The organism is Kribbella polygonati (assembly GCF_050320105.1).
GTDB lineage: Bacteria > Actinomycetota > Actinomycetes > Propionibacteriales > Kribbellaceae > Kribbella.
This window is the reverse complement of record NZ_CP190129.1, coordinates 803,216-823,919: the sequence shown is the minus strand read 5'-3', so window position 1 is coordinate 823,919 and position 20,704 is coordinate 803,216. Positions and strand designations below refer to the sequence as shown.

Annotated in this window: 17 protein-coding genes; 9 read left to right on the top strand and 8 right to left on the bottom strand. The window is 67.1% G+C overall.

Annotated elements, in window-relative coordinates:
- Positions 1-14 precede the first annotated feature (14 nt).
- Entirely contained in the window at positions 15-437 is a 423-nt protein-coding gene (locus ACQHIV_RS03905) for a winged helix-turn-helix transcriptional regulator (protein ID WP_427891723.1), read from the top strand.
- 661 nt (positions 438-1,098) lie between these two features.
- Positions 1,099-1,779 carry a sugar isomerase domain-containing protein gene (locus ACQHIV_RS03900; RefSeq protein ID WP_427891721.1) on the top strand — a complete coding sequence of 227 codons (681 nt, stop codon included), beginning with the start codon at positions 1,099-1,101 and terminating at the stop codon, positions 1,777-1,779.
- Here the strand turns inward: ACQHIV_RS03900 and ACQHIV_RS03895 are convergent.
- The 6 genes from ACQHIV_RS03895 to ACQHIV_RS03870 form a co-directional block, all read right to left on the bottom strand.
- Complete coding sequence (locus tag ACQHIV_RS03895) at positions 1,776-2,495, bottom strand: GntR family transcriptional regulator (protein ID WP_427891719.1); 720 nt, start codon at positions 2,493-2,495, stop codon at positions 1,776-1,778. The two genes, ACQHIV_RS03900 and ACQHIV_RS03895, sit on opposite strands and share 4 nt — an antisense overlap.
- Before the next feature lie 86 nt (positions 2,496-2,581).
- Positions 2,582-3,529, bottom strand: coding sequence for a BadF/BadG/BcrA/BcrD ATPase family protein (locus tag ACQHIV_RS03890; RefSeq protein WP_427891718.1), 948 nt, complete (start codon positions 3,527-3,529; stop codon positions 2,582-2,584).
- Positions 3,526-4,320 carry a carbohydrate ABC transporter permease gene (locus tag ACQHIV_RS03885; protein WP_427891716.1) on the bottom strand — a complete coding sequence of 265 codons (795 nt, stop codon included), beginning with the start codon at positions 4,318-4,320 and terminating at the stop codon, positions 3,526-3,528. Before ACQHIV_RS03885 ends, ACQHIV_RS03890 begins: the two co-directional genes overlap by 4 nt.
- A gap of 83 nt (positions 4,321-4,403) precedes the next feature.
- Positions 4,404-5,375, bottom strand: coding sequence for a carbohydrate ABC transporter permease (locus ACQHIV_RS03880; RefSeq protein WP_427891715.1), 972 nt, complete (start codon positions 5,373-5,375; stop codon positions 4,404-4,406).
- Entirely contained in the window at positions 5,354-6,655 is a 1,302-nt protein-coding gene (locus ACQHIV_RS03875; RefSeq protein WP_427891713.1) for an extracellular solute-binding protein, read from the bottom strand. The genes ACQHIV_RS03880 and ACQHIV_RS03875 overlap by 22 nt, the downstream gene beginning before the upstream one ends.
- A 99-nt stretch (positions 6,656-6,754) precedes the next feature.
- Positions 6,755-8,116 carry a beta-N-acetylglucosaminidase domain-containing protein gene (locus ACQHIV_RS03870; RefSeq protein WP_427891711.1) on the bottom strand — a complete coding sequence of 454 codons (1,362 nt, stop codon included), beginning with the start codon at positions 8,114-8,116 and terminating at the stop codon, positions 6,755-6,757.
- Positions 8,117-8,215: 99 nt separating this feature from the next.
- Here ACQHIV_RS03870 and ACQHIV_RS03865 point away from each other — a divergent pair, with 99 nt between their 5' ends.
- From ACQHIV_RS03865 to ACQHIV_RS03855, 3 genes are all read left to right on the top strand, one after another.
- On the top strand, positions 8,216-9,481 hold the full coding sequence (locus tag ACQHIV_RS03865; RefSeq protein WP_427891709.1) for a hypothetical protein: 1,266 nt from the start codon (positions 8,216-8,218) through the stop codon (positions 9,479-9,481).
- Positions 9,482-9,872: 391 nt separating this feature from the next.
- The gene (locus tag ACQHIV_RS03860) at positions 9,873-10,805 is read left to right on the top strand and encodes a hypothetical protein (RefSeq protein WP_427891708.1); all 933 of its coding nucleotides are present in this window, start codon (positions 9,873-9,875) and stop codon (positions 10,803-10,805) included.
- A gap of 636 nt (positions 10,806-11,441) precedes the next feature.
- Entirely contained in the window at positions 11,442-12,017 is a 576-nt protein-coding gene (locus ACQHIV_RS03855; protein ID WP_427891706.1) for a TetR/AcrR family transcriptional regulator, read from the top strand.
- Positions 12,018-12,083: 66 nt separating this feature from the next.
- Here ACQHIV_RS03855 and ACQHIV_RS03850 read toward each other — a convergent pair whose 3' ends face one another.
- A complete protein-coding gene (locus ACQHIV_RS03850) occupies positions 12,084-13,076 on the bottom strand; it encodes a helix-turn-helix domain-containing protein (RefSeq protein WP_427891704.1) in 993 nt (330 codons plus the stop codon).
- Between the two features lie 114 nt (positions 13,077-13,190).
- Here ACQHIV_RS03850 and ACQHIV_RS03845 point away from each other — a divergent pair, with 114 nt between their 5' ends.
- From ACQHIV_RS03845 to ACQHIV_RS03835, 3 genes are all read left to right on the top strand, one after another.
- Positions 13,191-17,396, top strand: coding sequence for a S8 family serine peptidase (locus tag ACQHIV_RS03845; RefSeq protein WP_427891702.1), 4,206 nt, complete (start codon positions 13,191-13,193; stop codon positions 17,394-17,396).
- Between the two features lie 382 nt (positions 17,397-17,778).
- Positions 17,779-18,840: an alpha/beta fold hydrolase gene (locus ACQHIV_RS03840; protein WP_427891700.1), complete on the top strand. Its 1,062-nt coding sequence runs from the start codon at positions 17,779-17,781 to the stop codon at positions 18,838-18,840.
- 263 nt (positions 18,841-19,103) lie between these two features.
- A complete protein-coding gene (locus ACQHIV_RS03835) occupies positions 19,104-19,610 on the top strand; it encodes a helix-turn-helix domain-containing protein (protein WP_427891698.1) in 507 nt (168 codons plus the stop codon).
- A gap of 52 nt (positions 19,611-19,662) precedes the next feature.
- Here the strand turns inward: ACQHIV_RS03835 and ACQHIV_RS03830 are convergent, their stop codons facing one another.
- Entirely contained in the window at positions 19,663-20,067 is a 405-nt protein-coding gene (locus ACQHIV_RS03830; RefSeq protein ID WP_427891696.1) for a hypothetical protein, read from the bottom strand.
- A 199-nt stretch (positions 20,068-20,266) separates the two neighbouring features.
- Here ACQHIV_RS03830 and ACQHIV_RS03825 point away from each other — a divergent pair, with 199 nt between their 5' ends.
- Positions 20,267-20,677, top strand: a complete 411-nt coding sequence (locus ACQHIV_RS03825; RefSeq protein ID WP_427891694.1) for a hypothetical protein — start codon at positions 20,267-20,269, stop codon at positions 20,675-20,677.
- Positions 20,678-20,704 lie beyond the last annotated feature (27 nt).

Genomic DNA, 20,704 nt, shown 5'->3' with positions numbered 1-20,704 from the left:
AAGGAGGCAGTCTGATGTCAGTGACGCACACCGAGGTAACCGCTGTGCCTGCAGAGCTCGACCCGTGCGGTCAACCGGATCATCCCGATTGCGGGATCCGCGACGTCCTCGACCGTGTCGGCGACAAGTGGTCGGTCCTCGTGATCGTCGAGCTGGCGAACGGCGCTCGGCGCTTCCGAGAGTTGCAGCGCGCGATCGACGGGATCTCTCAGAGGATGCTGACTCTGACCGTGCGCCGACTGGAACGCGACGGGTTGGTACTCCGGACTGTGTACCCGACCGTGCCTGCCCAGGTCGACTACCGCCTTACAGAGACCGGCGCGAGCCTGACTCACCTCGTCAAGGCGCTGGCCGACTGGTCGATTGAGCACCGGGACGGCATTGCCCATGCTCGTCACGCCTACGACGCGCAGCATCCTGAAAACGAGATCCGCTGACCGCTCGCGTCAACAACCTCATGGCCTAGGTGACCACAAGAGCCGCTAGATCGATGCGCACGACTTCGCCACGGCGACAACAGCCGCGTGGTACGCGCTGATTGGAAGTCATCGTCGGCTACCACGATGACGTCCTCGCCTGCGAGGTCACCGGGTTCAGCAACCGGATCCGAAGCCTGCCCACCAGGTCCGCCCATCCTCGAAGGCATCCCAGGCGTCGAGATCCAGGATCCGCCACCCTCGGATTGCTCACGGCGCTACGACTGGAACATGAGCCGCCGGCCGGTATCGACCAGCATGCTCCAATCCTGTGTCCCGGGGAACAGCAGCGCGGCTGAGTACAGAACATCCTGTTCTTGTTAGTGGCTACGCACTCTGCTAATTTGGGCTAGCCCAGTATGATCCGGGATCAAGAGTGGTGTGAGCACACAGATCAGCAGCTTCACTGCGGTCGCGTCATACACAACGGTGAAGGTAGTCCATCAGCCGGCAGCCGACGAGGTGAACGCGACGGTACTTCGCTCGATGTACATCGAAAGCGTCCGCGAGTTCGCTGTGGATCTGCATCGCTGTGCGCAGTTGTAGCTCCTCACGGCACTGGATCGGACCGGCTGTGCACGTCCGTTGCCCCGCTGATTTGACCGACCGATGAAGGTGAACGATGAGCAGTGAGATTCCCACCGGCCAGGCTTACCTGACGGCTGCTTTGGGGTTGGCCGAGCGCGCGGCCCGAACACAGTTGCCGGTGATTCAACGGGCCGCTGTAGCGATCGCGGACGCTTTGGCGGCAGGACAGCGTTTCTGGGCGTTCGGGACCGGCCATTCGCATCTGATCGTGGAGGAGATCTGGGGCCGGGCCGGTGGCCTCGCCGACGTCACGCCGATCCTGGAGCCGGCGCTGATGTTGCACGAGGGTCTGCAAAAGAGCTCCTTGCTGGAAAGGCAGACTGGCCTGGCTGCGACGTTGCTGGACATCCACCCGGTCGCCGCTGGCGACTGTCTGCTGGTGATCTCCAACTCGGGACGCAACAGTGTGCCGGTGGAGGTCGCGCTCGGCGCTCGCAAGCGCGGTGCCACGGTCATCGCGCTGACGTCGACGGCTCACAGCAGTTCCGTCACGTCGCGGGTGCCGACCGGCGAGCGGTTGTTCGAGGTGGCGGATCTGGTGATCGACAACTGCGGTGTACCGGGCGATGCGGTCGTCCCCGACGAACCGCACGCGGTCGGCGCCACATCGACCATGGTGGGCGCGATGCTGGTACAGGCACTGACGGTGGAGGTTGTCGGTCTGATGCGCCATCGCGGCCAACCGCTCCAGACGCTTCGGAGCCTGAACGCCTAAGGCCGGCGCGCGACGTCGACGTCGTAGCGGTCGCCGCGGTAGATGGAGCGACCGGCCTCGATCACGACGCCGTCGGCGTCGGTGTGCAGGCTCTTTACTGCCAAGCAGGGTTCGGTGACTGCGATCCCGAGTAGTTCGGCCTCGTCCTCGCTCGGCAGGACAGCGGTCGCCCGGGCTTCGACGGAGTGCGGCTCGACGCCGTAGTCCCTGCGAAGCGTGTCGTAAAGCGAGGCAGTCTGGAAGTCGATCTTGTCGATGTCGGGGAACCTTTCCAGCGACACCGTGGTGCGCTCGATGCCGACTGGCACCTCGTCGGCGGTTCGTAGCCGGACCAGGCGAAGGGCCCGGCTACCTACCTGTGCGCCGAGCAGCTCGGACAGCCGCTGGTTGACCAGCAGGACGTTGTGTTCCAGCAGCACCGATCCCGGCGTCAGTCCGCGCTCCCGCATCTCGTGACTGAACGAGTGCCCGACCGCCAGTGTGGGGTGTGGCGAGTCGGCGACGTAGACGCCGGACCCGGCCTTGATCGTCAGCACGCCGTCGGCTGCCAGGGCCCGGATCTGGGCTCTGACGGTCATCCGCGCGACGCCGTACAGCTCGGTCAGCTGGCGCTCAGACGGCAGTACCGCACCCGGACCGAGCTGGGTGACGAGTGACTCGAGGACTTCGCGGAGCTGCTCGCCCTTGCCCCGGTCCGCGTCCAGTGCCGTGGGCATGCCGAGCGCGTCGCTTGCGATGGCTTTTCGTCGCCTCGCCACCGTGTCTTCCCTTCCTGTCCTGATTGGCGAATCTCAGCGGGATATTACCGTCGCGTGGCGGTCACTGCCCGGAACACCGCGGTTCGGCGGTACTCCGGCCCCGCCAGGAGCGTCGAGTCGACGTCCAGAACCGAAGCGGCCGGCTGCTGAACTACAAGTCCGCGCGCGGACAGTTCCTCGGTCAACGGCTGCCGATATCCCGGTGTACCCGCGAGCCGCCCGACGGTCACCACAGTTGTGTCGCCAACCTCGGCGGCCATCGCTGCGCAGGTGTCCGCGACCCAGCGCGCAGCTGTCCTGACCAGGGCCCGGGCGGTGCCGTCGCCATCGAGTGCCGCCTGGCAGATTTCGGTTGCGAACGCCGCCAAACGCGGCACGCGATCGGGTGCGGCGAGTAGGCGCGCCGCGGCCGGGATGTCGATCGGCGTTCCGAGCGCACGTTCTGCCAGCGACACCAGGGCGGTGTCGCAGGCGACGCCGTCGAGGGCCGCGCAGGCCTCCTGGAACCCCGACCGGCCGAGATCCAGCGCACTGCCGCGGTCGCCCAGATCCGGCCCCCAGCCGTCCTTCTGACGTAGCGTTCCGCCGGCGTCCAGTCCGAGCACGACAGTGCCCGTACCGATCGAGGCGACCGTTCCGACGCGTCCGAGGGCGGCCGCGTGGGCCAGGGCTCCGTCGGTGACGATCACGATCTCCGCGGACGGCCACAACTCCCGGAACCGGTCCTCGCAGTCCGCCAAGGCCCACGGCTGCGGGATGAACGTGCTGCCGATCACGACGGTCTCGACGGCATCGGCACAGGCATCGGCGCTCAGCGATGTCCACGCAGCGGCGACCGCGGCAGCCAGTTCGGTGCCCGCGCCGGGAAGGGCGGCCCGGGCAGGGTCGAGCCCTGCCACGGTCGCGGTCCGGGCGGAATCGAGCCCCGCCGTGCCGGGCCGAATCCGCAGCCGCAGGCCTGACTTGCCGACGTCGACCACGATCGTGCTCATCGCTCCATCCCCGCGGTCAGGCCGCCGACCACCAGCCGCATCGCGAACGCGAACATGATCGCCAGCGGCGCCACCGCGATGACCAGGCCTGCGAACAGCAGACCCCGGTCGACCGTGTGTTCACCGAAGAACGAGCTGATCCCGACCGGAATCGTGAACCGACTCGGCGAGCGCAGCATGATCAGCGGGAAGAAGAAGTCGTTCCAGGCCGGCCCGACGTTCATCACCGCCGCGGTCACGACCGCCGGTCGCACCAGCGGCGTACCGATCCGCCAGAAGGTCTGGAGCTCGCCGGCGCCGTCGACGTGTGCGGCCTCGAACAACGATGCCGGCAGTGCGCGGTAGAACGCGGTGATGATGAGCACCGAGGTCGGCATCGCCGCGGCCGCGTTGATCAGCATCAGCCCGATCCGGGTGTCGATCAGGCCGGTCGCCTCGTACAGATGGAACAAGGGCAGTACGCCGAGCCGGATCGGCACCATCATGCCGGCGACGAACAGCACCGACAGCAGCCGCTTGCCCAGGAACTGCCAGCGGCCGAGCGCGTACGCGATCGGTAGGCTGACCGCCAGGCCGAGGGCGAGCGACCCGGCGGTGACCAGGACCGAGTTCAGAAGGTAGCCGCCGATCGCGCCGGCGCCCCAGGCCTGAGCGTAGTTCGACAGCGCCGGGTGCTTCGGCAGTCCGAGCGGGTCGGTGAAGATCTCCATGTTGGGCCGCAGCGAGTTGACCACGACGATCAGCAGCGGCCCGATGCTCATCAGGGCGCTGAGGATCAGTGCTACGTACACCAGAAGGTTCCGCTCCCGTAGGGCTTTGGATCTCTGGCGGGTCGGCGGGGCTGCCACTCGAGCGGCGCGGGTCAGAGTCGTCGTCATACGTCGTACCGCTTCCGGATCCGCTCGAACACCGCGATGATCACCAGGCTGGCGATCAGGATGATGCCGAGGATGAGGGTCGCCAGCGCACCGGACAGGCCGAGCGCGTTCAGGTCGTTGTCGAACGCGATCCGGTAGAACAGCGTGCCGAGGACGTCGGCAGCTCCGCCCGGCCCGCCGCTGGAACCGCCGATCGCGTAGATCAGGTCGAACGCGTTGAACGCGCCGATGAAGATCAGCACGGTGAAGATCTGTACCGACCCGAGGACCTGCGGGAACTGGACGGTCCGGACGATCCGCCAGTAGCCGGCGCCGTCCAGCCGGGCCGCCTCGATCTGCTCGGCCGGGATCCCGCCGAGCGCCGCGCCGAAGATGAGCATCGCCAGCCCGATCCACTGCCAGCAGTTGATCAGCAGCAGGACGGGCATGATCAGCCCGGGATCGCCGAGCCACGCCCTGTCCAGCGACTCCAGCCCGAGCGCCTGGAAGATCGCGTTCAGCACCCCCCAGCCGGGAGCCAGGATCAGCGACCAGATGTAGCCGACCACCAGCGAGCTCATCAGGTACGGCAGCGAGTACACCGTCTGGAACAGTCGCCGGGCACGGATCGACCGCTGCAGCGCGAGCGCCAGCAGAAAGCCGAGTACGCCCTGCAGCAACAGGGTGCCGACGAAGAAGTACACGTTGTTGCCGATCGCAACACCGAACCGCTCCGCGTAGGGCTGCAGGCTGAGTACGGCCTGAAAGTTCCGCAGTCCGACGAACGCGCCGCGTCGGAGGCCCGTCCATTCGAAGAAGCCGTACGAGAGCGCAGAGACCACCGGATAGGCGAAGATCGCGCCGAACAGCACCAATCCGGGGGTGACGAACGCCAGCACCGTCCAGGGCGATGGCCGGCCGGGCGAGCGCCGCCGCGCACGCCCGGACCGCCGCGCGGTGGTGGCGGTCACCGCTGCGGCTTGAACCACTGCGAGACTCCCTTGTCGAGATCCGTACCCACCTGGTCGGGGGTCTCCCGGCCGAGCATCATCTTCTGCAGCGCGTCGTACTCGAGCGTGCTTCCGGCCGGCGTGCCGTAGTCGAAGTTCACGTAGGTCAGGTACGGCGTCGGATTCTCGGCGTAGAGCTTGCTTGCCTTCAGCAACAGCGGGTCCTTCGGCTCGACGCCAGGCACCGCGGACAGCTGCAACTGCTGGTCGGACAGCAGCTGACCATAGTTCTTGGAGGCGAGCCAGCCGAGGTACTTCAGCGCGGCGTCCTTCTTCGCGCCCGTCGTCTTCGCACTCAGGCCCCAGGACCCATCGACGTAGCCCATCGCGTACGCCGTCCCGCTGCCCTCGGACCGGGGTGCGTTGAACAGGCCGATGTCCATCTTCGGCGCCTGCTTGCGGAACGTCGCCAGGTCCCAGATACCACCGGGCCACATCGCGGCCTTGCCGGACACGAACAGGGTCTGCGCGTCGGTGTACGACAGTCCGTCGACACCCTTGGGCATGTACTTCTTCAGGCCGAGCAGGGTCTGGTTCGCCTTGGTGTAGCGCGAGTCGGTGAACTTGGCCTGGCCGGACAGCAGTTCGGTCGCGAACGCTGGTCCGCCGTAGTTCGCGGCGCCGAAGATGTCACGGACGATCGGCAGCATCCAGGAGTCCTTCACCGTCGAGGCGAACGGCGTGATCCCGGCGGCCTGCAGCTTGTCCGCGGCGGCCGTCAGCTCAGCCCAGGTGGTCGGCTCCGCGATGCCGTACTTGGCGAAGATCGCCTTGTTGTACTGGATGTTCGTCGTCTGGATGGCGAACGGGACGCCGTACATCTTCTTGTCCGTGCGCGAGGTGGCGCCGAGCTTGATCGGCTCAGCGAAGTCTTTCAGGCCTGCGACATCGTCGACTGGTGCGAGTACGCCGGAGGCGACCAGCGTCTCCAGGCCGCCGTACGAGCGCAGCATCATGACGTCGGGGCCGGACGATCCGGACAGACCTGTCTGAAGGACCTTGTTGTACTCGTCGGCCTTGAAACCGCGGTATTCGACCTTCACGTCCGGATTGGTCTTGTTGTAGGCCTCGGTGACGGCCTTCCAGCCGTCGTCTTGGATCCAGCCCCACACCACCAGGGGCTTCACGTCCCCGGCGTTGCCCGATCCACCGGTCGAACCCGAGCCGGAACCGGTCGACCCGGCCGGCGCGCAGGCCGCCAGGCCGAGCGCCAGGGCTGCCGCTGCGGCGGTCGCCAGGGTGACAACTGTGCGCCTCATCCATCACTCCTTACAAACGGCTGACGCCGAGTTGGTCAGCTCTGGCACAGTAAAACTGGGCTAGTCCAGTGTCAAGCGAGTCACGCAACTCGAGATGAGTTAGTGTCCGTCGGGCCAGGTCGGGGTGCCGCCGCCGGCGAGGCTGAGGGCGTGTTCGGTGAGCGTGTACAGGGCACCGTCGGCGACGGCCATCCGCGGCCAGGCTCGCATACCGTTGCGCAGGTCGTTGATGTCCTCGTTCGTCGCCAGCTCGCCGCGGCGTGTCGCAGCGAGCGCCCGGACCGCCGCAGCGGCGATCGGAAGGGTTGTTCGCACCGCGTCGAGCCACGGCTTGAGCTCGACCGCGAGTGGTCCGTCGAGTGCGCCAGCCGCTGTAGCTGCCTGGGTGAGCGTGCTTTGGAGGTTCACGAGGGCCGCTGGGTCCGGATTCGCGAGCGCTCGCGCGCAGCCTTCTGCGAGTCGACCGGGTCGCTCGGCGAGGATGCTCGACCCGGCAAGCTCGGTAAGCACGGCCAGGGATGAGCCGTGGCCGGTCTCATCGAGGGCCCGCGCGAACGCCCTGTCGGGTTCGTAGGTCAGCGGATCGCGCGCCCAGTCCAGCGCCGTGCACAGTGCCGGCAACCCCGTCAGCGGCTGGAGGGCGGCATTGGTGCCGTACCCCGCGAGCACGTCGGCCAGTCCGGGATCGCGGCCGCGCAGCGGCGCGAGCGGGACGCGACGTGGCGTCATGGTGTTCGAGAACTCCAGCTCGGCGCCGTCCCAGTCATTGACGGGATAGTTGTCCCACAGCCAGATCGGCCGCTGAAGTTGCTCGGACACCACACGGGCCTGAGCTGCGGTGACAGCGGGGGAGATTACGGTCACGCCGGTCCAGCAGGCGACGAGATCCGGGTGCAGCAACTCCCCCAGTCGTTGACGGTACCGTGAGGGCTCGACGCCCCAGTAGTGCGTCGGGCAGACGAGGAGCTCGGTGCCGAGTTCTGCGAGTCGGTCATGGACGGCGTTGATCACGCCGGCCTGGGCTGCGGCCATAGGATGTGGATCACCGGCATACGTCATTCTTGTGACCGGATCGAGGTCCGCGTCGATGTCGTCGAACGCCACGATCACGCGGTCGAACCCCATCCCGGCCATCTCGGTCGCGCGCTCGACCAGCGTGACGAGCTCATCGGGGTCGGCCAGCCGCATGGCATGGTCTCGACGAAGGGGTGCACCGGGAGAAACTCGCCAGGTAGCGCTCATCCCGAGGTCGTGGGTTAGGGCGACCAGCTCGGACAGATGGGCGCCGTCGTCTCCGTAGGGCCGCCTCCAGTCCGGGCCCGTGTGCCCGTCTGCCGATGGCCCGTACACATAGGCGGTCGCGCCGTGACGGTGCGCGCGGCGGACGACCTCGGCTCGCTCAGGTGGGCTCCACAAGGGGCCGTAGAAACATTCCAGGACGGCTCTGTCGGTAATTGGCACGGTTCGTGTCTACGGCGCGATGGTCCAGTTGTCAATACTGGGCTACACTCCTCGCGCGAAGAGGAATAGTCCAGATTTGGGGAGGCCATCGTGGCAGTGATGACTGGTCAGTACTGGCGGGCGACCGTCGGGCGAGGGATCGTCACATCACCACCGGGCCATTCACTCGGAGGGTACGCCGCTCGGACGGAGCCGAGCACGGGGGTCGCCGACCAGCTCGAGGTCAACGTGATGGTGCTGCGAGAACCCGGCGCCGATCCAGCTACCGGTGTCGGCTGGATCGCGATCGACGCGCTTGCCATCACCGAACCGCTGCGACAGTCCCTGCTCGACATCCTGTCTCCCCGGCTCGGCCTACCACCGGATCGCCTGCTCTGCCTGGCTTCACACACGCATTCGGCGCCGACCGGCTGGATCGGCACCATCCATCCGGTGCTGCCCGCGGCGGTCGAACCCGAGTTGCTCGGCCAGTTGGAGTCCGCGCTCCAGGCGCTCGAGTTCACCGAGCACCAGGTCCGTCTGTCGGTTGGCGAGGCAACCATCGACGGAGTCGGCAGCAACCGGCATCGCCCGGACGGTCCACACGACAACACCACCAGAGTTCTCCGGCTCGACTCGATCGGCGACTCCGGCCCTGTCGCGGTGTTCTACGACTTCGCGTGCCATCCCACGGTGCTTGGCCCGGGCAACCTGTCGATGTCCGCAGACTGGGTCGGCGCAGCCCGCTCGGCGCTGCGGACCGCGCTCGGCCTGCCGGGGCTCCCTGTGGTGTTCGGCCAAGGGTGTGCCGGGGATGTCAGCCCGAGGTTCCACCGACAGGGCCGTGATGTGACCGAGGTGAGCCGGCTCGGGGGGCTCGTCGCGAGCCGGCTACTGCACGCCCTGCAGCACACCTCCGACGTAACCGCCGGGGGGTTGACGCTGTCCCGGGACCGATTCCGGATCGCCGGCCGGACGGATGCTGCGCAGCCGCCGATGTCCGCGGGACCAAAGACCTTCCCGGACCGCGTCGCTGCGTCGTTCGAGGAAGGCCGCCTCGCTCGCGCTGCGATGCTCGGGACCACATTGCCCGACATGGTCGACCTGGCCGTGTCGACCGTCCGCGTCGGCAACATCCGCTGGCTGCACCTACCGGTAGAACTGACGACCTCCCTCGGCGCAGACATCACCGCCACTCACCCGGACACTCGCATCATTGGCTACACCGACGATTATCGCGGGTACGTCGCCGACACCGACGCCCACACGGCCGGCCACTACGAAGCATCCTCATCCTTCCTGGACGCGGCCGGTTCACAGCAGCTCGTCCGGTTGTGCCAGACCCAGCTGGCACAACCGGACGAGCGATACACCACAAGTACCTGATCCCGAGCCCTGCCCTGCCGACAGGCCCCGGTACAGCTGACAGTCGGCGAACTCTTGCTACTGGCGGCTCCCCGCACGTTGCAACCTTGCGAGCTAGCCCACTCAATCGAGTGCATTAGCGGCTGCGAGCGGGGCCGAATCGCGGCCGTGGGCCCTGCCATCGTTGGCCTTTCAGGACTGCCGCGGCTGTGGGATCTGATGGACAGCGGCCCAACTCTTGCCACAACATTCGCCTTTCACTACATTGCGGGCTAGCCCACTTAATCGAGTGGGCCACCGGCCCGCCAGGTGTCGCAGGACGCAACTGCCGGCCGGGACGCGATCCGGCGGAAGGAAGTGGTTGGTCGTGCAGGTTAAACCACGACGCAGGTACTGGCGATGGATGCTCGCGATGAGCATCTTGATCGCATCACTGACAAGTCTCGCCACACCGGCGCATGCAGCCACAGCACTCCCCGGCGGCCGCCCCAACTACGTCATCAGCGTCTTCGGCGGCGGCCTGAACGCGTTCTTCGGCCGGACAGCCCAGTACACCTTCACCGCCGGCGCTGGATCGACTGGAACCGTCACCGAGAAGTTCTGGTACTGGGACATGGCCACCTTCACCGGCGACGCATCGGTGAACAAGGTACTCACGGGCTATTCGACGACCGGATGCCCCACTACTTGCACAGTCAAGACGCCGGTTGGCTTTCAGCCGAGCGGCACCGGATCCAGCCTGAGCGGCACCTACTACTTCGACATCAACGGGCGACTCGTCATCAACTGGTCCGGCGGCCAATTCGAGACCTGGACGCTCACGAATTACTCAACCTACACAGCAATGTCGCTCTACAACAGCAACATGGACCTGCGCCGAGGCCACGGTTACGGCTCAACGGCATCCTTCTCGACCGGCGTGAGCCGAGACGCGCTGAAGAACCGCGTGCTCAACCTTGACGAAATCGCGGCGTACTACTGCTCGAGTGGCAACTGCCCAACCTCGAACAACGGCTACGCCTTCACCCACACCTCATACGTCGACTTCAACCTGTACGACGCCTGCACCACCTCGCCCTGCCTGCAACTGCACGACACCACCGCATGGCGATCGATGTGGGTTATAGACCCCGCATCAGTCGGCCGCCGCGTGTACTGGCAACACCAGAACCAAGGCGTCGACGGGGTAACGGGACCCTGCTTCAGCAATGGGGGCGGGCATACCTGGGCGCTGCAACAGGCGATCGCCGACGACGGCACCTTCATCGCCATGATCGGTATCGAGGCCAGCCTCAACGCCAGAGTCGACAACAACGCCGTAATCTCGGAGGTCGTCCTCTCCTAGCCCCAGAAGAACCCTGCACCGCCCCGAAGGTCGGTTCATAGCTGCCGACTTTGAGGCGCTGCATCCAGGGGAGACTGCCCGGGCTCACCAACCAAGGGCCCGGGCTGACTCACCGACTTGAGCCATCTCCAGGCGGTGAACGACAGCCATCGGACCCAGCGGCCGCGTCGCCTGCAAGTGTTCCAGGCGGTCGTTATGAACCACGTCTCGACTGCCGACAGAGCGCGGCCGTCTGGGTTTCACATGTTGCCGCAGCCCGATGCGCGGTCAACTCGCTCATGAACAGTCTGTCGTTTGCGAACGCCGAACTCCGTGGCTTCACACGAACCGGAGGGGGTGAACGCGTGCCCGATGTTGACCAGCGCCAGCTCCGGTTCCGGTTCGTGCCGCGGCGCGCGGCACGGCACTGAGCGGGCTCGTTCTGTGTGGCGGGATCGGCGGGGTCCGAGCTGCCAAGTTTGTCGACTATAGCCGCGGCGAACCGGTGGGACGCATGCGGACCGGGTACGCCCCATGAGTCGCGAGTGTCCTGCTTCTGAACCCCCTGTTAGGCCTTCACCTCGGCGTCCGGGAGTGCCTCGGACGTCGCCTACGATCGGAGTCGACTCAGTAGCCGATGACCGGGAGAACACGGGTATGTCACGGAGCACCGACATCGCCGATGCCGCGATCGGGACGCTCGCGGCCGAGGGGATGCGCGGGCTGACACACCGCGCCGTCGATCGTGCCGCGGGACTCCCCGAAGGTTCCACCTCCAGCTACTACCGAACCCGCGCCTCGCTGCTGCAGGGGGTCATGGACCGCTTGCTGGAGCTGGACCAGCTCGAGGCACCGGACGAGGACCTGGACTTCGACGAGTTCGTCGACTACTTCACCGAGACCCTGAACCAGTGGTCGACCGGTGGGCGGCTGCGCGAGATCGCGCGGTACGAGCTGATCCTCGAGTCGACGCGGCGCCCCGAACTCCGCGAACCGCTCGCCCGGCAGGCCGAGCAGATCCACCAACTGGGCGCTTCGATGCTTCGCGGCGTCGCAGGCGCAGCCGCTCCCGAACTGGCCCGTTCCCTCGCCCCGCTGCTGGACGGCCTGCTCCTTCGGCAGGTGACCACGCCGCACGCCGCCCCGATCACACGCGACCAGATCGCCAACCTGATCCGCAGCCAACTCGACGCAGTCTCCACCGCGAAACGCCGCGGCAACCGCAAGCAGTAGATCTCACTCGACGGGCGGCTTGTTCGCGTCATACCGCCCGCACTCGGCCGTCTACCAGGCAGGCGGTCAGAGCCACCCTCGGGCGCCGGCGGCCATGCCGGCCTGGAAGCGGGTACTCGCGCCGAGCTCGGTCATCAATCGCTGCACCCGGCGTTGTGTGGTCCGCTGGCTCAGCCCGAGCGACCGCGCGATCCGTTCGTCGGTCTGACCCGCCGCGAGCAGCGGCAACAGATCGGCGGCGTACGGCGGGACCGGGTCGCCGTCCGGCATCGTCTCCGGCCCGGCCCGGGTGATCGGGACGGCACGCTCCCATTCGGCCTCGAAGAGCGCGAGGAGGGCGTCCAGCAGTGCGCAGGGATGGACGACGTACGCGGCATCGGCCGTACCGTGGGCCGAGGAGATCGGGATGACCGCCACGCGGCGGTCGCCCAGGAACAGCTTCATCGGCAGTTCCTCACGAACCCTGGCCTGCTCGCCACGGGTGACCGCCGGAAGGATGTCGCCCTCGAGCCGGCCGGGGATCGCGACGGCGTCCCGGTCGTAGATCACCCGGTAGCGAACGCCGTCCCGGAGACGTTGCTCCTCCGACGGGAGGTTCTCGCCGGGCGGTTTGAGGTACGGCGCCCGGTCGAACCCCAGGATCTCTTCGCGGGCCTCGTGCTGAACCCGCCGTACTCGGGCGTGGATGTTCTCCGTACCGGTGACGACCTCGATCAGCTCGGCCGGATGCGCCACCCGGGTCGCGTCGCGGTACAGCGTCGTCAGCCGCTCCAGCTCGGACCGCGCCGCCCGGACGTCGCGCTCGCGATCCTCGACGAGCGGCTCGATCACCACGTTGGGCGCACTGGCGGTGTACCGCGCCGGCTGGCCCGGTACCCGGTGCGCGAGTCCGGCCGAACACAGCCGCGACAGCGCCGCGCCGACATGACCGGCTCCGAGACCGGCGCGCTCGACGAGCTCACCGCTCGTACTGCGCGGATGCGCGACGAGCAGTTCGTAGACCGAGCCGTCCTCGATGCCGATCGCGTCCAGCGGAGAGCCGTGGCGTCTATACGCCACCTGGCGACTATTCGTCATATGGCTATCTTGCGCCACCGGACTCCTGGATGACAGGTTCTCCAGCACACGCCACGGGCGCACCGCATCCCTCGCACCGCCATTGGAAGGGACATCATGGCTCGTACCCCCACCCCACCCCGGTCCGGCCAGGCCTGGCCGCGGACCGCCGTCGCGGCCGGCATCGCCGTCACCACAGCGACGATCCTGGTCGTCGGATCGATCAGCGCCGCGGCCGACGCCACGCCGACGCCGACCGTGTCCGCTCAGGCCCCCGCCGCAGTCGTCCGCACCCTCCCCCTGGGCGACGGCAGCACCGTGACCGAGTCCGCGGACGGCATCGCGCGCCACCTCGCCGCCAACGGCAAGGTGCTGGCGACGCGTTCCCTGCCCGCAGCCGCACACACGGCGCTCGGCACCGAAGCTGCACTCACCGACACTGCGCTGCGCGAGCTGTTCTCCGTACAGAGTCCGGCCTCCGACCCCGGCTCGGTCATCGCCGTCCTCGGCTCCCCCGTATCCGGGCGTGGCGCTCGAATTCAGGCAGGCAAGCCCAAGCTGACCGCCGCGCTGCGCGCCGTTCGGGCCGGAAAGGCGCGCGCGATGTTCAAGGGTGGTCGAGCCGCGGCAGTCCCCTCCGATTCGCAGCTCGCGTCCGCGGTCGTCATCGACGTACCGAAGGGCACCAGTGCCACGGCTGCCGCAGCGCTCCGGAAGGCGGGCGCTTCGTACGCCGAACCGAACGCTTTCGTCACCGGGATGTCGACAGGCGGAGAACCGTTGGCGGCGGGTACCGGCTTGCCGGCCACCGCGAGTACGCCGGCCACGTCTGCCGCGAGCGCGCCCGGGCTGCCGTCGAACTTCGGCCTGACCAGCTCGCTGCAGAGCTTCCTCAACGCCGGCGGGGTCAACGCGATGGGCGCCTACCGGCTGATCAAGGACCGCTGGGGCCAACTCCCCGGTGCGGGCCAGACGATCACCAACGTCTCCATCGGCGACCTCACCGACGCCTCGATGACGGATCCGTACGTCAAGCGGTACGGCCCGACCACCGTCGTCAAGGACGGTCAGCGCTACCTCGACCTCCCGGCGATGCCGCTCATCCCGACGTACACCTCCGGCCCCGACGGCACACTCGACCCGTTGGGTTCGACGCGCAACCAGGACCCTGGCCTGGGCGAGGTGCTGCTCGACTTCGGCGTGATGGCACCGCTGCCGCACGACCAGCAGCGGCCCGAGGCACTCGGCTCGGGCGCCACCGACCTGCTCGGCATCGCTCCGGGCGCCGACTACCGGCTCGTCGTTCCGCAGACACCGACGATCGACCAGGTCACCGTCGCGCTGCTCGCCGCGGCTCAGCAGACCCCGCGGCCGACCGTCATCACCGCCAGCCTCGGATTCGGCACGGACAGCTTCGGCTTCCCCGGCCGTTACCTCGAAGACGATCCGGTGATCCAGTCGGTGGTTCGTACGATCGTCTCGAAGTACAACATCGTCGTCTGCATCTCCAGCAACGACGGAACCCGGCTCTACACCCCTGCCGCGATCGGACCGGACGGCGGCAGCACCCCGACCGATCTGGCGTCGTCGGCCGCGGACGCCACCTCGATCGGCGACGACCAACTGTCGACGACCCCGTCGCGGGTCCTGGACAGCGGCGCGATCGCGGTCGGTGGCACCACGCTCGACGACACGCTGACCGTGTCCCCACGGTCGGCCGGCCCCGCGGCGGGCGTCGCGACGTACGCCACGACACGGTTCAACGGATCCGGCGCCTTCTCCTCCGGGTTCGGGCAACGGATCAACGTCTCGGCACCCAGCGACGGCATCGTCGTCTACTCGCACCAACTTGGTGGTGACGCGCACGCAGTCGTTCCGACGCTCAGCGGCGGCACCTCAGCCTCCGCTCCAGAGGTCGCCGCAGCAGCCGCTGTCCTCCTGCAGACCGTGAAGCTGGCCGGACAGACCATGACGGCCGCCCAGGTCCGGGACCGGCTGATCGCCACCGGCAGGCCAGTTGCGACCCCCGAGCAGAACGACCGCACCCTGCAGGTCGGCAATCAGCTCGACCTCACCGCAGCCGTGGAATCGGTGACTCCCGCCGGCAAGCCGGAGATCGTCCGCGTCTCGGTCGCGCACCGGGTCGCGAACGGCAAACTCGGCGCCAGGTTCACCGAGGACACCGACCAGCAGCTGATCGATCTCTCCGGCGCCCACCCCACCGGCCCGGCGCTGCCCGGCGGCGGCAACGGGATGGGACTCATCGGCCCGGTCACCATCGCTGCCGACGTCCTCGGCATGTCGAAGCGCAAGAACGTCACCTACCGGCTGACCATCAACGGGCACGACCACGTGTCGAGTACGCCATCGATCCGGCTCCTGCCATCGGTCATGCTCGCCGACGCCGGGCTGCCGGTCGTCGCGACGGACAACCGGACGCTCGACTACACGTTCACCGTTCTGTCGGGTGACAAGGCGGTCGTCTCGACGACACGCTCCCTGACCTTCGGCCCAACCGACGGCACCTTCACCGAAGCCCCGGCCCCGGTCATCGCACCCGTCGTGAAGGCGGGCCACGACGTCGAAGTGACGTACGACCTGCGCGGTGTGCGGGCCACAGCGCTCAAGGACCCCGCACTTCTCGTATCGCACGTCGGCCACTGGAACCCGGTGCTCAGCCCGCTCTTCAGCCCTGCCTACCGAGTACCACTCACCACCGACCACGGAGTCGTCACCATCCCGGCGTCGGCCTTCACCGGAGGGGGTGTCTACGGCATCGGCTATGCCCAGCAGTCCACCGACGGTTCGCCGACCAGCTCCGACGTGTACGGCGACTTCGCCTCGGTCCGGGTCGACGGAGCAGGCATCGCCGACCGTCCGCAAGCCCCGACCCTGAGCGCCACCGACACGCCCGCAGGTCATCTGCTCGTCGCCACCGACGCCGCCCCGGACTTCACCGTCGGGTACGACGTCAGCACGGTCGCCGGCGCGACCGGCGCAGTCGTCGAGATCGCCGCGCCGGCACCGAACCTGTTCAACTCGATCAACACCTTCATCAACCACAACGGAACCCAACGCGATGCCGACGGCGTCGACACCGGTTCGGTCGTCTACCAGCCAGTCTCAGGCACAACAGGTACGGCGGATCTGTCCGTCAAGACGCTCAAGCTCGTCGGATCGAACCTCTACAGCCTCCGCGTCCTGGCAACCGGACCCAACGGGAAGGTGCTCGGCCAGGCATCCGCCAGCTCGATGCTCGTCTACCAGAACGGCACAGCACCCGACGACTCCTACGTCGACGCGTTCGCCGCGACCGGCAACGGACCATCCGTCGTCGTCACCCGCGACGCCAACTGGGCAATGAGCCTGCGCTCCTACCAGACCAACACCGGCACCTATGGCCCGATCCTCGCTACGGACACGGACCCGTCCCACCAGTACGACGTCATCGGGGTCGACACCGACGTCGATCGTGCCGTCGTCATCGGCCGATCCGACAACGCGGACACGGTCCAGACGTACGCACCGAGCGCCGGCACACACCTCGCCACGATCGAACTGCCGGGCAGATTCGTCGCCGGCCGGATCGATCACCGACGGCACCGCGCTGCCCTCCTGCTCCACGCCCCGAACGGAGCCGACCTCGTCGTCTCTGTCGATCTCACCGACGGCTCGATCGGGCAACCGATCGACGCAGACGCAGGACGATCCATCGCGGGGCAGCTCCAGCTCCTCACTGTCGACGAGTCGACCGGCAAGGCCTACGCCTCCACCGTCTCCGGGCGCCTGATCTGCTTCACCGGATCCGGCTACCTGTCCACCGTCGACCTGGACGCCGCGACCGCCTCGGTCCGATCGACCCCCAGGTGCGTCAGCGCCCTGACCGACAACGACAACGGCACCCTCGGCCAACTCGGATACCGATCGGTGAGCATCAACTTCGCCGGCGACGCCACGATCCAGCAGACCGACCTCGCCACGTCGACCGCCAAGCCGGCGACGGCGATCCGCAAACAGTTCCCGTTGGCAATGGCCGTCGACGGACCGAACAACCTCGCGATCGTTGCCTTCGGCTCGCCCGTGGGACGGCAGCACTACGGCGGAAACATCCAGGAGGACAACAACGCCACCAGCCAACTCGTCGTCGTCGATCTCACCAGCGGCGCGGCGATCAACACCATCGGCGGGTTCGACTTCACCAACCTGCACCTGCTGGGCACCATGTCGTCGCTGGCCGGGGAAGGCATCCAACTCGACCCGACAACCCGAACAGGCTGGACCTACGCACCAGACGGAGGCCAGATCCAGACCTTCCACTACTGACCGATCCACCTCGCCCGTACGGCGGTCCCACCAAGGACCGCCGTACGGTGCAAGCGACTCAGACGGTCCGTCCGGATACCCTGACCATCCATTTCCGGCCGGAACAACTGCCCACGTTCGTGGTGCCCTTCAGTGGAAGGTGTTCGGTGAGGAAGGTGTACTCGAGCTCGTCCTGGGCGTAGCCGCCACCGCGAACAACGTCCGCGCGCTCGGGACAGTGCAGCCCGGTCGCAGTTCGCCCGGAGGCCGGCCGTCGGCCAGGTCCCCGGCCATGTGGGCGCAAGGTCAACACCCTCGCCCGTCCGTGTGAAACGCCATCTCTCCGCGACCTTCTACATCTGTAGAGTGTTGCCCATCGGTGCATCGGATGACGGGAGATGGTGTGAGTGACTGGCGAGTGATCACCTTTGTCGGCGGCGCGACAGTGCTTGCGTCGGTCGGCGCAGCGTTCGGAGCCTGGGTGGAGCGCAATCTTCGGTCGTCGATCCGCGGACTTCACAAGGTCGAACGTGCTGGCTATACCGAGCAGCAAGCGTTGATCGACGGCTCCGTCATCAACTACGGCCGCGGACCGGACCGCAGCGGCCCTGTCTTGTTGCTGATCCACGGGCAGGCCGTGGACTGGAAGCAGTACTACCGTGTCCTCCCGCAACTCGCCGAGGACTTCCGTGTGTTCGCCGTCGACGTGTACGGACACGGCGGATCGGATCGCGTGCCGTCGAAGTACTGCGCGACGGCGATCGGAGCCGACCTGGCAGCGTTCATCGAGCAGGAAATCGGTGAACCGGTCGTGGTCGCCGGCCATTCGTCCGGAGGGCAACTGGCCGCCTGGATCGCCGGGCATCGACCTGATCTGGTGCGCGGCGTGGTACTGGAAGACCCGCCGCTGCTCACCACGCAACTGCCCCGCGCCGAGAAGACCTGGAACTGGGTCGATCTCGCCACCGCGTGCCACGAATTCCTCGCGCTGCCAGGGCCTGAACTCGACTGGCCGGCGTACTACTTCGCGCACCAACGGCTCTGGAAGTTCTTCGGCAAGTCCGCCAAGCGGATCATCCGCCGCGGACTGGCCACACATGCGAAGGCTCCGGACCGGCCGATCACCCTGTTCTTCATGCCGCCCGGCTGGAACGACATGCAGCGTACGCTCCGCAGCTACGACCCGCGGTTCGGCGACGCGTTCTACACCGGCGATTGGGACACGGGCTTCGACCAGCAGAAGACCCTGGAATCGATCACGGCACCGACCACCCTCATCCACGCGAACTGGCGGTACGGCGATGACGGCGTGCTGCAGGGAGCCATGGATGGTGACGATGCAGCTCGTGTCACAGCGCTGATCGACGGCGCCGCCCTGGTCCGGGTGAACAGCGGCCACAACGTTCACGGCGAACGCCCGAAGGAATTCCTGAAGGCGGTCCGAGACCTCATGACGCGCCTGTGAACAGGCAGGTTGTGGCCTCGCACGGGGCCAACCACGGGAACGGCGCCCTGCCAAGCCTCGAGGCGAGGGTACGTCGACTGTTGTGGCGTCTTTGGTCGACTGCAGAGACGGGCGCGGACGAGCGGATCGTCCGCGTGGATGGGCACACCGCAATCGACTCCATACAGCTTCAGATGATCAGAGGGTGCCGGACGTCGTTGCGTTCGCTGCGCAGCCAGGTGCCACACGGAGATCCCACACCCTGGGCCTGGGAAACAGCGCGGTTGACCAGCCGCGGGATCAGGATGCAGACGATCGGTTTGCGCCACTGGCTGCTGAGGTCAGGCTGCGCGACGACGCGACGATATCTGCGGTCCGCCGTCGACCTCGGTCAGGAACTGCGAGCCGCCGAACGGCTACCGGTCGCCCAACTGATCCTCGCAGATCGGTCGACAGCCCTCGTTCCAGTGCCGGCGGCACCAGCTGGGCAGGCCGGGCTGCTGATCCACTCCGAAGAGCTCGTTCGACCGCTCGACGCGGCGTTCCAGGAAACCTGGAACCAGTCCCAGATCATCGGCAGCCTCGACCATGACCCGCTCCACCAACTGGACCTACGGCCCCGGCGGATAGTCGCCCTGCTCGCAGATGGGCTCACCGACCAGGCCATTGCCAGCGAGCTCGGTGTCACCGATCGAACCGTGCGCCGCGAGGTCGCTTTGCTGTGCCGCGTACTTCAGGTGGACGGCCGATTCCAGCTCGGTCTCGAGATCGCTCGCCGCGGCTGGCTCTGAGGCAGCAAGGTTCCCGCCTGCACCGGCAGGCGGGAACCTTGTCATTTTCGGGTCACGCAGTTGCACGCACCCAAGTGCTGTAGCCGACGCCCTCGACCACGACGCGTACGTAGACCGGAGTCCCCTCCTTGATGTTGAGGTTCACGCCATAACAGGGCTTCTTTGCGCCGTTCCGGTCCAGCACCGAAGCCCTGACCTTGCCGGCCCAATACAGCTGACCAACCACGCGGCGACCATCGGCACTGCGATCACACACGACCAGATACTCACCCTTCGCCTGGAAGCCCGCACAGCCACGCACTGCTCCCTTGTACGTGACGCACACGGCTGCATCCCGTCCGGCAGCAGAAACCTCCACCGGCGCAGCCGAACTCACAGCCGGCGGCACCAGCACGCCGACGGCAACCGCCGACCCGAGCGCAGCGATACCCCTGAACATCGCACCCTTGATTCCCATGAGCTCCTCATCCTTGTTCAGCCTGGTGTTGATTCGGTTTCCCTAGCCAAGCCCTTCGAGTTCTTGCCAGACCGGCGATTTCCGGAGCAGGACACTGCGTCGTGACGTATCCGACATCGCCTCGCTGTGGCGGTCACCGTTCCGTAGAGTTTCTACAGCTGTAGTAACCACAGGAGTTCCCGACCGAGAGGAATCGCTGATGACGCTTGTCGCACCGTCAGGTCGGTCCGGAAGTCGGCTTGTCACAACGGTTCTCGCGTTCGGCGGGTTGTCGATGATCGGCGTCGGAGCCTGGTGCCGGCTGGATCCGTCAGGATTCGCACACTGGGCCGACTGGCCCGAACATGAGCATTTCCTGCACGATGCGGGCGTTTTCCAGATCGGGATCGGACTGATCATGATCTGCGCGCTGTGGTGGCGTGATGTGGTGGCCGTCGCGCTTGTCGGCTTCGTGTTCACCAATGCCATCCATGGTCTCAATCACTATCTCGATCGGCACGACGGCGGTCACCCGAGCGATGCCGTCCTCTTCCTCACCCTCGCGGCTCTCGGCATCGCGGCAATGGCTGTCCACCTCCGCCGGAAGCGGGCGAACGAGCAGCAGACCTGAGGTCGTTCAACGGAGGTACTTCGACAT

Coding starts and splice junctions, on each gene's coding strand:
- ACQHIV_RS03845 (WP_427891702.1), top strand. CDS start 13,191: ATGGCTCGTACCCCCACCCCACCCCGGTCCGGCCAGGCCTGGCCGCGG.
- ACQHIV_RS03875 (WP_427891713.1), bottom strand. CDS start 6,655: ATGAGGCGCACAGTTGTCACCCTGGCGACCGCCGCAGCGGCAGCCCTG.
- ACQHIV_RS03855 (WP_427891706.1), top strand. CDS start 11,442: ATGTCACGGAGCACCGACATCGCCGATGCCGCGATCGGGACGCTCGCG.
- ACQHIV_RS03830 (WP_427891696.1), bottom strand. CDS start 20,067: ATGGGAATCAAGGGTGCGATGTTCAGGGGTATCGCTGCGCTCGGGTCG.
- ACQHIV_RS03865 (WP_427891709.1), top strand. CDS start 8,216: ATGACTGGTCAGTACTGGCGGGCGACCGTCGGGCGAGGGATCGTCACA.
- ACQHIV_RS03890 (WP_427891718.1), bottom strand. CDS start 3,529: ATGAGCACGATCGTGGTCGACGTCGGCAAGTCAGGCCTGCGGCTGCGG.
- ACQHIV_RS03860 (WP_427891708.1), top strand. CDS start 9,873: ATGAGCATCTTGATCGCATCACTGACAAGTCTCGCCACACCGGCGCAT.
- ACQHIV_RS03895 (WP_427891719.1), bottom strand. CDS start 2,495: ATGCCCACGGCACTGGACGCGGACCGGGGCAAGGGCGAGCAGCTCCGC.
- ACQHIV_RS03900 (WP_427891721.1), top strand. CDS start 1,099: ATGAGCAGTGAGATTCCCACCGGCCAGGCTTACCTGACGGCTGCTTTG.
- ACQHIV_RS03905 (WP_427891723.1), top strand. CDS start 15: ATGTCAGTGACGCACACCGAGGTAACCGCTGTGCCTGCAGAGCTCGAC.
- ACQHIV_RS03825 (WP_427891694.1), top strand. CDS start 20,267: ATGACGCTTGTCGCACCGTCAGGTCGGTCCGGAAGTCGGCTTGTCACA.